Origin of the sequence: Stenotrophomonas sp. TWI819 (genome assembly GCF_039673075.1) — a bacterium.
In the GTDB taxonomy this organism is placed as follows: Bacteria; Pseudomonadota; Gammaproteobacteria; order Xanthomonadales; family Xanthomonadaceae; genus Stenotrophomonas; species Stenotrophomonas rhizophila_B.
This window is the reverse complement of record NZ_JBDJKY010000003.1, coordinates 233,634-246,618: the sequence shown is the minus strand read 5'-3', so window position 1 is coordinate 246,618 and position 12,985 is coordinate 233,634. Positions and strand designations below refer to the sequence as shown.

The window sequence follows — 12,985 nt, the reverse complement described above, 5'->3', positions numbered from 1 at the left end:
GTTTCCGGCGTGGTCCACATCTTTGCGCCGTTTGGTCGTGATGCGCAGAGCATCGCCACCGTGCTCAACGCCTCCGGCCTGAGGACCACGATCCAGGACAGCCTGTCGCGGTTGGCCGATGCGCTCGATGATGACGTGGGCGCGGTGGTGATGACCGAGGAGGCGGTCGCCAAGGGCGCAGGTGCGTTGCTGGAGCCACTGGCCCGGCAGCCGTCCTGGTCGGACATACCGTTCATCCTGCTGCGGTCGCCCCGCTCGAAAAAGCGGCCGCTGGCCGACCCCGACCTGCAACTGGCGATCAACACCATCGAGCTGGATCGCCCGCTGGGTCGCAGTTCGCTGCTCAGTTCCGTGCTCAGTGCACTGCGTGCGCGCGACAAGCAGTTCCTGGTCCGTGATCAGATGCGGGCGCTGGCCGACAGCCGTGCAGCCCTGGAGCGCAGCGACGCCGAGCTGCGCCTGGTCGCCGACGCGATGCCGGTCCTGATCGCTTTCATCGACCGCGATCTCCAGTATCGCTTTGCGAACAAAGCGTATGAATCGTGGTTCGAGCGTCCCGTCTCGGAGGTGATCGGCAAGCGCGTGCCGGAGGTATTCGGAGAAGACGTATGGGCGACGCGCCGGCCGATGATCGAGCGTGCAATGGCGGGTGAACACGTCGTCTTCGAGGTCAATTGGCCCTTCAGTGACGGCCGCCGGCGCGACAGTGAAATCCGCTACTCGCCGCGCTTCAATACCGCAGGCGAGCCCGACGGCTTCCATGTGTTCGTGACCGATATCACCGCATCCAAACTCGCCCTGGAGACCAGCCAGCAGCACGCGCAGGATCTGGAAGCGATGGTGGCCGAGCGCACCGCCGAGTTGGAGCGCCAGATGGCCGCACGCGAAGCCAGCGAAGCGGCCCTGCGTCAGTCGCAGAAAATGGACGCGATCGGACAACTCACCGGCGGAATCGCGCATGACTTCAACAACATGTTGACCGGCATCCTGTCCTCCTTGGATATCGTGCGCATGCGCCTGGAGATGGGACGGATGGATGGCCTGGAGCGTTTCCTCGATGCGGCCACCGCCTCCAGCCAGCGTGCAGCGGCCTTGACCCAGCGGCTGCTGGCGTTCTCCCGCCGGCAGTCGCTGGATTCCAGAACGGTCGATCTCAACGAACTGGTCGGCTCGACACAGCATCTGCTGCGCAGCACGCTGGGCGAGACGATCCGCATCCGCACCGCACTCAGCGACACGCCGTTGCGCGCCAACCTGGACAGCAACCAGTTCGAGAGCGCGCTGCTCAACCTGGCCATCAATGCACGCGACGCGATGCCCGATGGCGGCGAGCTGATCCTGCAGACCTCGCAGGTGCACGTTGCAGAACACCAGATTCTTGCGGTGCCGGCGGGTGAGTATGCCGTCGTCGCCGTGTCCGACTCTGGCACCGGCATGCCGCCGGAAGTGGTCGAACGGATCTTCGAGCCGTTCTTCACCACCAAGCCGATCGGCAAGGGAACGGGGTTGGGCATGTCGATGATCTACGGCTTCATGCAGCAGTCCGGCGGCCACATCACCGTGGATTCCACGCCGGGGCAGGGCACCTCGGTGTCGCTGTATGTGCCCGTGGTGCATGACGCCGCCACCGATGAAGAGGTCCCCGCTGTGCAGCCGGTATCGCTGGGTGCGGGTCAGTCGATCCTGGTGGTGGAGGACGATGAGCAGGTGCGGATGCTGGTCACGGTGGTGCTTGAAGACCTGGGTTACACCGCCGAGGTGGTGGAGGATGCCGATGGCGCCATTCCCATCCTTGCTTCATCGAAGAAGATCGATCTGTTGATCACCGACGTCGGGCTGCCGGGGCTCAATGGCCGCCAGTTGGCAGAGATCGCGCGTCAATCCCGCCCGACGTTGCCGGTGCTGTTCATGACCGGCTATGCGGAGAAAGCCCAGGAGCGGTCCGCCTTTCTCGACAACGGCATGGCGATGATTGCCAAGCCGTTTCTGCTGGATGCCTTCAGCGAGGCGGTACGCAGTGCCATGGCAGCGTCGCGACCGTAATCCCGGGGCGGGTCGTGGCGCACGCAGACGAAAGAAAGCGGCACGGTTCCTTGCGATTGCCCGTGATGTTCTGAACGCTTCAGGCAACAGATTTTATTTATATACCTGAAAGTGCCAGCATATTCACTTTGCACCCGTTGGAGTTTGTCCCATGCCCCTCTGCGCAGTCGCGTATGTCAGCGACGTTGCGGGCCCGCTGTCCGCCGAACAACTCGATGCACTGGTCGATGATGCGGTGAGATTCAACAGCCTGGCGGGTGTCACCGGCGTGCTTCTCTTCGATGGTGGCCGCTTCCTGCAATACTTCGAAGGGCCTGATGACGGCGTATCGGCGGTGCACGAGCGGGTGCTGCAGGCACGCAGCCACAGAGCCATTGTGGCGTTGGGTCACGCGCGCGTGCCCAAACGGTATTTCCCCTATTGGAGCATGCGCTGGCTGGGCGTGGAGCCGGCAATGATCGAACAATTGGCGTCCGGCGATTGGCAGGCATTTGCCGATCCGGTGCAGGGCGGCCCACCCCCGCACGGCGGCATGGAGCGACTGCTGCGATTTGTCGCGCCACATCAGCCTTCGATCAGTGCAGGCGATGCCGCAGAGCGCCTGACATAACGCCTGACATGGTGCTGTCATCACTGCGATCGCATGATGCGATTGAATGTGCAGGGCTTTGCTGAACCATTCAGCATTAGTTGAATGCGGGTTGTTTCAGTAATTGACTTACTGCGAAGACCGTGCAAATTTTAAGTGAACCCGAAGTGAATCATTATCGCCGAGGGTGTCTGTCGTCCCTGAAGCAGAGCAAGTCCCACGGAGGTCGTATGGAATACGGCGAACATGACTTGGCTGACGGAGTGCGAACCGAGCTGGAAGCCAGTTACGTGAAGCATGGCTGCGGCCCGGAATTCTGGTCCACCTACCAGCGTGTGCTCGAGCGATTGGTACCGCCTGCTCAAGGCACCGCGCGAACGCGTGTCACCAATGAGTTGGCCCTGGTCATCGAACAGCTCGGCATCGTGCGGCGTGCGCAGCTGGTGCCGCCCAGGAGTGCGCGCACCCGCATGCGCTGAGACCGGTCGGGGGGATCGGGTAGCGGCAGGGCGCCGTTGGGGACACCGGCATTACATGATGTGATGAACACCGATACCCAGCAGCACCAGCAGGGTGCCGGCGGCTGCGAGTGTGCGCGGCCGCAGCCAGCGGCGGGAGCGCTGCTGCAGGGCATTGTCGCTGGCGTAGCGCAGCAGCCCCGTCGGGAACTGCCAGGCCTGCAAGCGCGCATCGCAGGCCTCCACGCAGGCACCGCAGCCGATGCAGTCCGGGTACGGCCCTGCGCGCACGTCCAGGCCCATCGGGCACGCGCTGGCGCATGCGCCACAGTCCAGGCAATCGCCGAGGCGATCAGCGCTGAAGTGCGGCATCGGCCCCGCGATGTCTTCGTGCGCGGCCCGGAAGGCGTAGTCGCTCGCACTGGTCGGGTCGAGCAGGCCACGCCCCCGCGCATCGATCCCGCCGAGGCCGGCCACGCGCGGACCGCGCGGCTCGCCGCGCCGGGCGTGGTACTGCATGCGCGGCGTATCGCTGTCGCAGAACGCGCCGTGGATGCGCGCATACGGACAGAGATCGCGGCACACCTGCTCGCGCAGGAAGCCGGCATTGCCCCAGGTGGCTGCCGCATAGAACACGATCCAGAACGCTTCCCCGCCGCTCCAGGCCAGGGGCCAGAGGTTGCCGACCAGACTGTGCATCGGGCTGAAGAACCCGACGAACGTGATGCCGGTCCATCCCGCCACGAGTGCCCACAGCGCGTGCCTGGCGAGCCGGGCGGGACCAGGCGAGGGCAGCCAGCGCGTAGTGCCTTGCTCAATCCAGCGGAACAGCCGGCTCCATAGCGTCTGCGGGCAGCCATACCCGCACCACACCCGGCCGGCGAGGTTGGTCAGCAGCACCAGCGCGGTGGCCAGCACGGCGATCAAGCCCAGCAGCACGCCCACATCCTGCGGCCACAGCGTCCAGCCGAACAGATCGAACCGGCGTGCCGACAGATCGAACAGCAATGCCTGGCGGCCGTCCCAGCGCAGCCACGGCAGCAGATAGAAGCTGGCCAGCAGCACGGCGGACAGCCACGCTCGCCAACGCAGCACGCGTCGCTGCCGGGCAGGCTGCGGAGGCGGTGGTGGGACCAGATGCAGTGACAGACGATCCGCCATGCTCAGCCCAATGGCACATCGTCATCATCACCGGGCATCGGGCGCAGCAGATACCAGGTGATGGTGCTGGCGGCGGCGGTGACGCCCCAGAACATGAAGAAGCCGAGCGTATAGCCGAGCTCGCGACTGATCGCATGCTGCGGGAAGCTGATGTCGCGCAGGCGCAGTGGATCGACGAACGCGAAGAACACCACGCTGGCCAGACCGGCCGCGACGAAGCTGGGCCACAGAATGGCGCCCCATTGCTGGATCAGCCGTCGGCGGCTGCCGTCGGGCGGGTCGTGCAGGTCGTTCATTGCGGCCACGGTCAGGAGGGAGGGGCAGGGCGCGGCTATACTTCGCGCCGACCGGGGGCCGGAATCGCGGGTGCGCACGTCCTGTCGAGCGCCCAGACTAGAAGGCTTCGCCACCGGCTTCATTGATCCTGATCAAGGCAGCGGCAGGCGCTGCCGCCGATGCTGGGCATTGCCGCCCGAGGATGTTCATGCCCGACCCCACCGACAACGCGCTTCCGCTCCCTGCGCCTGACCTGTGCAGCGAAGACGAGGTCACCCGGCTGGTGCACGACTTCTACGCGCGGGTGCGCGAGGAGCCGCGGCTGGGACCGGTGTTCACGGCACGGATCCACGACTGGGAGGCGCATCTGGCACAGCTGGTCGACTTCTGGTCGGCGATGCTGCGCGGCACGCGGCGCTTCAAAGGCGCGCCCATGCCCAAGCACATGGCCATGGACGAGCTGGACCGGGACCTGTTCGACCGCTGGCTGGCGTTGTTCCGGCAGACCACGGCCGAGGGCGGCAACGTACCGATGCAGCGGCTGGCCGATGATGTCGCTGAGCGGATCGCCGATACCTTCTGGCGTCGCTTCCAGATGCTTCGCTGGCCGAGCCTGCCGATGGCGGGGCGCCCGGGCCTGAATTGATCTGACGCAATGCGCGCGCACGCGTGCACGCGCAAGCTGGCGTCATGGATACCTTCTCGCCTGCCGCCGCCGGGCTCGCCTGGCACTTCGATCCCGAGCTGCTGCGTCGGCACGACCGACCCGGCCCGCGCTACACCTCCTATCCCACCGCGCCGCACTTCCATGACGGCTACGGTGAGCCTGCGCTGCGCCAGGCGATTGCGGACAGCAATGAGGTGGGCCGGCCGCTGTCGCTGTACGTGCATGTGCCCTACTGCAGCAGCCCGTGTTTCTACTGCGGCTGCAACCGGGTCATCACCCGCGACCACCGCAAGGGCATCGGTTACGTGGCACGCGTGCTGAGCGAGGCCGACCTGATGGCCCCGCAATTTGATCCGGCGCGCGAGGTGATCCAGCTGCACCTCGGCGGCGGTACACCGAATTTCCTCGCCCCGGCGCAGATGCGCGAGCTGATCGATGGGCTGCGCCAGCGCTTCCATTTCAGCACGGCCGCCTCGCGCGATTTCTCGATCGAGCTGGATCCGCGCTTTGTCACGCGCGCGGACATCGCCGTGCTCGCCGAGCTCGGTTTCAACCGCGCCAGCCTCGGCGTGCAGGACTTTGATCCGGACGTACAGAAAGCGATCAACCGCGAGCAGGGCGTGGAAGCGACGCTGGACATCCTGCGTGCGTGCCGCGAGTACGGGCTGCGGTCGGTCAATGTCGATCTGATCTATGGCCTGCCCAGGCAGACGCTCACCGGGTTCGCCCAGACGCTGGAGACGGTGCTGCGCGAGCGGCCGGATCGCCTGGCGGTGTATGGCTATGCGCATCTGCCGCATCTGTTCCGCGCGCAGCGCCAGATCGCCGATGCGGAGCTGCCCAGCCCCGAGCAGAAACTGGCGCTGCTGGGTCTGGCGGTGCAGCGCCTGTCCGATGCGGGGTATCAGTACATCGGCATGGACCATTTCGCCCTGCCCGAAGAGGACCTGTCGCGCGCGCAGCGTGCCGGGCAGCTGCACCGCAACTTCATGGGATACACCACCCACGCCGACACCGATCTGGTCGGCCTCGGTGCCAGTGCGATCAGCCATATCGGGAGCACCTACAGCCAGAATCCACGCGAACTGCCGGCATGGGAAGCGGCGGTTGATGCCGGCCGGTTGCCGGTCTGGCGGGGTCTGCAACTGGACGAGGATGATGTGCTGCGCGCCGAGTTGATCGGCCAGTTGATGTGCCAGGGCGAAGTGGACGCTGCCGCATTGGCTGCGCGCCACGGTGTGGAGTTCGAGCACTACTTTGCCGACGCGTTGCCGGCGTTGGCGGCCCTGCAGGCCGATGGCCTGGCCGAATACGAACACGGTGTGGTGCGCGCGAGTGCGCACGGACGGCCGCTGCTGCGCCTGTTGGCGATGTGCTTTGATCGGTACCTGGCCCGTCCTGACCAGCCGGTGCGCTACTCCAGAGCGATCTGAGCGGCGCGCGCGGTGCGTGCGCATTCCAAATTCGAGCGCGATCAGGCACCCTATGCCCGCCGTTGCCCGGGTGGCGAAACTGGTAGACGCATCGGACTTAAAATCCGCCGGGGGCAACCCCATGCCGGTTCGATTCCGGCCCCGGGCACCAAGGCGTTCAGCCTGCCATCCCCTCCTGCACAGGATGTAGCCTGTGCAGTGTCTGTGCAGTGCACATGGGTCAGGCGGGACTGCTGATCGCATCGACGCCGCTGCGTAACCCGCAGGACGCGCACGCGTGGCCGCCCACGCGATTCCCAACGCTGGTCGTTGCCGTTCATGACGGTGAGGGTGGGTAGCGCCGTGCGCACGTACGCAGGCGCATGGCGCTACGGCCTGGAATTTGGAACTGGGTCACATAACTGAGATGTCAGTGAGAAAAATGTCTCGGAAGTGAGCGTGGACGGTCGTCACAGTGTCGGTTCGCTGACGGTTTCTGTCGCCGGTGGACATCTTGCTGCGCCGCAGCAAAAAAGGGTGCCCTGTGTCAGCCGCCGGAAGTTTGGCGCGGGCTGCTGCTCAGCACCTTGCCTCGCGCGTTTCGCAGCGAACTGGGTCACGTATTTGCTCACTCGACACCGCAAGTTATTGACTCAAGCAATCGATCATGCCGCCGTCATTGGGTTCCGGTGTCACAACGTGACGATATAGCGGATGCAATGAAATGGAATACGTCAGAAACATGAACGTCGGTTCGAAGCTCGGCGTGGGCTTCGGGATTCTTCTGGTGCTGCTGATCGGCTCATCCTCGCTGGCGTTGTATCAGGCGTCTGCGATTGGTCGGCAGGTGGCGGAGATCGAATCCAATGGCAAAAAGCTGTCGTTGTTGACGACGATGCGGGGGTCCAATTTCCAGAACGAGCGGAATCTTCGCGATCTGATCCTGGATGGAACTGACAACGGCCCCTTGATCCTGGAACGGATCCAGAAGACGCGTGCTGGCTACGCCGAAGCGCGTGCGGCGCTGGACGCGCTTCCCAGCAATGCGGAAGGCAAGCACGCCCTGCAGGCTATTGCCGATGCACAGGCCGCCTCGGTGGCCACGCACAACCGGATCATCGAGCATGCGACCGCCAACGATGACGCGGCCGCCATCGGCCTGCTGTACGGCGAAGCCGAGCCGCTGATGGACGCGCGCGCTGTGGCACTCCAGGCCGCGGTGTCGCTGCAGGAACGGCGTAATGCAGAAAGCGCGGCCATGATCGATGCATCGATCCGGACCTCGCGGACGCTGTTGATCGGGTTCGCGCTGCTGGCCTTGGTGGCCGGCGGGTTGCTGGCCTGGTTGATCACGCGCAGCCTGGTGGACCCGTTGCGCCGGGCCATGGACGTCTCGCGCGCGATTGCCGACGGCCGCTTCGACACCAGCGTGGGACGCCCCTGCCGTGATGAGACCGGCCAGCTTCTGGCCAGCATGGATCAGATGGGCGCGCGCCTGCGGTCCTTCTCCGCCGCACAGCAGGACATGGCGCACCGTCATGATCTGGGTGAACTGGCCTACCGTATCGATGCATCGGCATTCCCCGGTGATTTCGGTCGCATCGCTGCGGGCACCAATGCACTGGTCGGCAGCAGCATCGCGCTGACCCAGAAGATCATCGATGTGGTGCGCAACTATGCGGTCGGCGATCTGGCCGAGGATCTGGAAGCGCTGCCGGGTGACAAGGCGCGCTTCACCGAGGCGATGGCCATCACCAAGCAGAATCTGGCGGCGATCAACGGCCAGATCCACCGCTTGGCCTCTGCGGCTGCGGCAGGTGATTTCAGCCAGCGAGGCGATGCGGGTGCCTTCGATCACGAGTTCAAGGTGATGATCGAGCGCCTGAACACGATGATGCAGATCAGCGACGAGAATCTTCGCCAGCTTTCGGAACTGCTCAAGGCGATTGCCTCGGGCGACCTCACCGTGCGCATGGAAGGCGAGTTCCAGGGCGTGTTCGCCCGGATGCGCGACGATGCCAATACCACGGTCGGCCAGTTGACCGGCATCATCGGCAGCATCCAGGTCGCGGCGGGCAGCATCAACACCGCGGCGGTGGAAATCGCCAGCGGCAACAATGACCTGTCGCGGCGTACCGAGCAGCAGGCTGCCAACCTGGAGGAGACGGCGGCTTCGATGGAGGAGCTGACCTCCACCGTGCGGCAGAACGCCGAGCACGCGCGCCAGGCCAACCAGCTGGCGATCGGTGCCGGTGCGGTGGCCTCCGAAGGCGGCCAGGTGGTGCAGGACGTGGTCGTCACGATGCGCGGCATCGAAGCCTCGTCGAAGAAGATCGCCGACATCATCACGGTGATCGACGGCATCGCGTTCCAGACCAATATCCTGGCCTTGAATGCTGCCGTGGAAGCGGCACGCGCCGGGGAGCAAGGCAGGGGCTTTGCGGTGGTCGCCAGTGAAGTGCGCACGCTGGCGCAGCGCTCGGCCGGCGCGGCCAAGGAGATCAAGGAGCTGATCGAGGACTCGGTGGACAAAGTGGCCATCGGTGCGGGCCTGGTCGACAAGGCCGGCGTGACCATGACCGAGATCGTCACCTCGGTGCAGAAAGTCACCGACATCATGGCCGAGATTTCGGCAGCGTCGCAGGAGCAGTCGGCCGGCATCGAGCAGGTCAGCCAGACCGTGGTGCAGCTGGACGAAACCACCCAGCAGAACGCGGCGCTGGTGGAAGAGGCAACGGCCGCGGCGCGCTCGATGGAGGAGCAGGCCATGGCCCTGACCGGTGCGGTGGCGCGCTTCCGCCTGGCAACCCAGAGCGGCGTGCAGACGCAGCCGATGGCCGCACCGCGTGGTGCCGCCTCGCCACTGAAAGCATCGATGCCCGCGGCCGCCAAGCCGCGTGCCGGCAGCAGTACGGTGACCCCGCTGCGGCAGGTGCCGGCGGCCACGGTGGACGGTGACTGGCGCGAGTTCTGAGCAGGCAACTCGCCTGATCAAGGTGAGCGGCGATGAGACGGGGGCAGCCATGGGGCTGCCCTCGTTCGTTGTCGCTGCCGGAGCGGTGAGCCGGGCAACGCAAACTTTACGCATTTCTTTGCGCGCCGCCCTACGCTGCGCCCCATCCCGGACAAAGACAAGTGACATGGCGAACTCGGTACGTGCACGGACAGCACTGATGGTGAGCATGGCGCTGCTGCTGAGCGGCGCGGCACAGGCACAGGCGCAGGCGCCGACGCCGACGCCGACGCCGACGCCGACGCCGGCGTCCGCGGCGGGGGACGTGATCGATCTGGCCCCGGTGGTGGTCTCCGGCGAGCAGCCTGGCCCGGGCATGTGGCAGGTCCGCAACAGCGCCGGCCACACGCTGTGGATTCTGGGCACGGTGTCGCCGCTGCCGGCCAAGCTGGAGTGGCGGGCCGACGAAGTGCAGGCCGTGATCGGCAGTGCGCAGCAGGTGCTGGGATCACCCGGGTGGGGCTTGGATGCTGATGTCGGCTTCTTCGGCCGGCTGACGCTGGTGCCTTCGGCGTTGAAGGCCGCCCGCGATCCGGACGGGCGAACACTGCGCGAGGTGCTGCCGCCGGATCTGTACGCGCGCTGGGAGCGGCTCAAACAGCGCCACATCGGTCGCGATGGCGGTATCGAGAAGGATCGCCCGCTGGTGGCGGCCACACAGCTGTATGCCGCCGCGCTGAAGGATGTCGGCCTGGGCCGTTCCTCCCCGGTGTCCAAGGTGGTGGAGAAGGCCGCCAAGGCGCACGGCCTGAAGCCGGTGCCGACCCGGGTCGAGATCAAGATCGCCGACCCCCGGCAAGCGCTCAAGGAAGTGCGCGGTACGGCACTGCAGGACCTGGAGTGCTTCCGCCGCACGTTGGACGTGGTCGAGCACGGGCTGCCGCTGCTGGCCGAACGCGCCAACGCCTGGTCGGTGGGGGATGTAGAAGCGTTGCAGCGGCTGGCCGTGGAGGGGCAGTACGTGGCCTGCGTGGATGCAGTCGCCAACAGCGACTTCGGTCGCCGCCGTGGACTGACCGACGTGGATGCCCAGGCGCAGCGAAAGTGGTTGGGCATGGCCAGCGATGCACTCGGGCGCAATGCAGTGACGTTCGCCACCGTGCCTGTGTCATCCCTCGTCTCTCCAGGCGGCTACCTGGAGCAGCTGCGCGCGCGGGGCTATGAGGTGCGGGCGCCTGATTGAGCAGTGAGTCACACTAGACCGTGGTAGGCACTGCAGCCTGACGCCACGGCTACCCACTGCGATTTCTTCATGGCATAGTCAGTTCCGGTTCACTATGGAAAGCCTCCATGCCGCTGCATGCGGTCGCTTACGTCAGCGACGCTATCGAAGGAATCGAGACGTCTGACATTGATCAGATTCTGCGTGCGGCAATGGGCTTCAACAAAGTGGCCGGCGTGACCGGCGTGTTGATGTTCGACGGGCGTCGTTTCCTGCAGTACTTCGAAGGCCCGGAAGACGGCGTGGATTCGGTGTTCCAGCGCGTCCTCAATGCGCGCATCCATCAGGGGCTGCGTGAGCTGGCCCGCGATAAGGTGGAGGTGCGGCACTTCGCACGCTGGACGATGGCGTCAGCCGCCGTTGAACCGGACGCGCTGGCGCGACTGATCAACCTGCCGTGGGAAGGCTTCGCCTTGCGGTTGTCGGTGGACGGTACGTCGCCCACCGGATTTGCGGCGCTGCTGGATGCGTGGACCGGTGTCTCCGGCGAGTTGGAACCGGCGGCAGTCACGTTGGGTTCGTAACGCAAAACACCGTTGGCCGTAACACAATGATCACGGTTGTGCGCCTATCCTTTGCCTACCAGCTGTGACCAGTCTTGCGGGGTTTGCCCTTGGAGGCTGTCTGAAAGGGTAGTAACCGCAGCTGGACCATCATTCCTTTGGCCGTCGTCCGTACTCTCCGCGGGCGGCGGCTTTGTTCTTTGTGGGGCGGCGCCCGGCGCGTTAGGCTTGCGTCACCTGTATCCCCGGCGCCTGTATCGCATGAAACCCTCCCTGATGACGCCCCGGCTGATCGCCGGCCCGGTTCCGCTGCGTGGAGCGCAGCGATGACGCGCGCCATTTCCGCATCGGCAACGCCGCGCATCGGTGTGATCGGGCTGGGGTACGTCGGGCTGCCATTGACGGTGACCTTTGGTCAGCAGCAGCCGACCCTGGGGTATGACATCGACCACACGCGCGTCGCCGAGCTGCAGCGCGGCCATGACCATACGCTCGAGCTGGATGCCGACGAACTGACTGCCGCCGTGCATGCGCGCTACAGCGCCGACCCCTCGGATCTGGCCGAGTGCAACGTCTACATCGTGACCGTGCCGACGCCGATCGATGCGCATGAGCAGCCCGATCTGGGGCCGCTGCGCAGTGCAAGCACGCTGATCGCCGGACTGCTGGCGCCGGGCGACCTGGTGATCTACGAATCCACCGTGTACCCCGGCACCACCGAGGAAGTCTGCGTGCCCTTGCTGGAGGCTGGATCGGGGCTGCGCTTCAACGAAGATTTCTACTGCGGTTACAGCCCGGAGCGGATCAACCCAGGCGACCGCGAGCGCCGGCTGCCGGACATCCGCAAGATCACCTCCGGCTCGACGCCCGAGGCGGCGGCCGTGGTGGATGCGCTGTACCAACGCATCATCACCGCCGGGACCTGGCCGGCGCCGTCGATCCGCGTGGCCGAAGCGGCCAAGGTGATCGAGAACATCCAGCGCGACGTCAACATTGCCTTGGTCAACGAACTCGCGCTGATCTTCGATCGGCTTGGCATCGATACCCAGGACGTGTTGGCTGCGGCGGGCAGCAAGTGGAACTTTCTGCCTTTCCGCCCCGGCCTCGTCGGCGGCCACTGCATCGGGGTGGATCCGTACTACCTGCTGCACAAGTCCGAGAGCATGGGGTATCACCCCGATCTCATCCACACCGCGCGCCAGGTCAACAACCGGGTGGGTGAGCACGTCGCACAACGCGTGCTGGCGTTGCTGGCATCGCGCAACATCGCCGTCGCCCAGGCACGCGTCCTGGTGCTGGGCGTGACCTTCAAGGAGAACTGCCCGGACCTGCGCAACAGCCGCGCGCTGGAGCTGGCGCAGCGCCTGCAGGCCACCGGGGCGCAGGTGGACGTGCAGGATCCGTGGGTCGGGCCGGCGGCGTTTGCCGATGCGGATGTACGGTGGGTCGCCTCGCCCGATCCGGACGGCTATGACGCCGTGGTGCTGGCGGTGGCGCATGATCGTTTCCGCGCCTTCGATGCGGCGCAGGTGCGCGCGCTGCTCAAGCCGCAGGGCGTGGTGTACGACGTCAAGTCCGTGTGGCCCCGGGAAGTGGTGGACGACCGCCTGTAGACTCGGGGGCAGCTATTGATTGAGGAAC

At 65.7% G+C, this 12,985-nt stretch carries 11 protein-coding genes and 1 tRNA gene; 10 read left to right on the top strand and 2 right to left on the bottom strand.

The window, feature by feature from the left end; genetic code table 11:
- The first annotated feature begins 9 nt into the window (after positions 1-9).
- From ABE463_RS05935 to ABE463_RS05925, 3 genes are all read left to right on the top strand, one after another.
- On the top strand, positions 10-2,043 hold the full coding sequence (locus ABE463_RS05935) for an ATP-binding protein (RefSeq protein ID WP_346467533.1): 2,034 nt from the start codon (positions 10-12) through the stop codon (positions 2,041-2,043).
- Positions 2,044-2,194: 151 nt separating this feature from the next.
- Positions 2,195-2,653 (top strand): BLUF domain-containing protein, encoded by a 459-nt coding sequence (locus tag ABE463_RS05930; RefSeq protein WP_346467532.1) that lies wholly within the window; start codon positions 2,195-2,197, stop codon positions 2,651-2,653.
- Between the two features lie 209 nt (positions 2,654-2,862).
- Positions 2,863-3,111 (top strand): hypothetical protein, encoded by a 249-nt coding sequence (locus ABE463_RS05925; protein WP_123728874.1) that lies wholly within the window; start codon positions 2,863-2,865, stop codon positions 3,109-3,111.
- A gap of 51 nt (positions 3,112-3,162) precedes the next feature.
- Here the strand turns inward: ABE463_RS05925 and ABE463_RS05920 are convergent, their stop codons facing one another.
- Together ABE463_RS05920 and ABE463_RS05915 are read right to left on the bottom strand one after the other, a co-directional pair.
- On the bottom strand, positions 3,163-4,185 hold the full coding sequence (locus ABE463_RS05920) for a 4Fe-4S dicluster domain-containing protein (RefSeq protein WP_346467531.1): 1,023 nt from the start codon (positions 4,183-4,185) through the stop codon (positions 3,163-3,165).
- Between the two features lie 68 nt (positions 4,186-4,253).
- A complete protein-coding gene (locus ABE463_RS05915) occupies positions 4,254-4,547 on the bottom strand; it encodes a hypothetical protein (RefSeq protein ID WP_259260261.1) in 294 nt (97 codons plus the stop codon).
- A gap of 182 nt (positions 4,548-4,729) precedes the next feature.
- On the opposite strand from ABE463_RS05915, the gene ABE463_RS05910 reads away from it, so the two are divergent.
- The 7 genes from ABE463_RS05910 (at position 4,730) to ABE463_RS05880 (ending at position 12,957) form a co-directional block, all read left to right on the top strand.
- Complete coding sequence (locus ABE463_RS05910; RefSeq protein ID WP_346467530.1) at positions 4,730-5,173, top strand: group III truncated hemoglobin; 444 nt, start codon at positions 4,730-4,732, stop codon at positions 5,171-5,173.
- A 44-nt stretch (positions 5,174-5,217) separates the two neighbouring features.
- On the top strand, positions 5,218-6,627 hold the full coding sequence (gene hemN, locus ABE463_RS05905) for an oxygen-independent coproporphyrinogen III oxidase (RefSeq protein WP_346467529.1): 1,410 nt from the start codon (positions 5,218-5,220) through the stop codon (positions 6,625-6,627).
- Between the two features lie 64 nt (positions 6,628-6,691).
- Positions 6,692-6,778, top strand: a tRNA-Leu gene (locus tag ABE463_RS05900).
- A gap of 552 nt (positions 6,779-7,330) precedes the next feature.
- Positions 7,331-9,580: a methyl-accepting chemotaxis protein gene (locus tag ABE463_RS05895; protein WP_346467528.1), complete on the top strand. Its 2,250-nt coding sequence runs from the start codon at positions 7,331-7,333 to the stop codon at positions 9,578-9,580.
- Between the two features lie 166 nt (positions 9,581-9,746).
- Positions 9,747-10,802 (top strand): TraB/GumN family protein, encoded by a 1,056-nt coding sequence (locus ABE463_RS05890; protein WP_346467527.1) that lies wholly within the window; start codon positions 9,747-9,749, stop codon positions 10,800-10,802.
- Positions 10,803-10,909: 107 nt separating this feature from the next.
- Positions 10,910-11,365 carry a BLUF domain-containing protein gene (locus tag ABE463_RS05885; protein WP_346467526.1) on the top strand — a complete coding sequence of 152 codons (456 nt, stop codon included), beginning with the start codon at positions 10,910-10,912 and terminating at the stop codon, positions 11,363-11,365.
- A 305-nt stretch (positions 11,366-11,670) separates the two neighbouring features.
- The gene (locus tag ABE463_RS05880; RefSeq protein WP_346467524.1) at positions 11,671-12,957 is read left to right on the top strand and encodes a nucleotide sugar dehydrogenase; all 1,287 of its coding nucleotides are present in this window, start codon (positions 11,671-11,673) and stop codon (positions 12,955-12,957) included.
- The last annotated feature ends 28 nt before the right edge of the window (positions 12,958-12,985 follow it).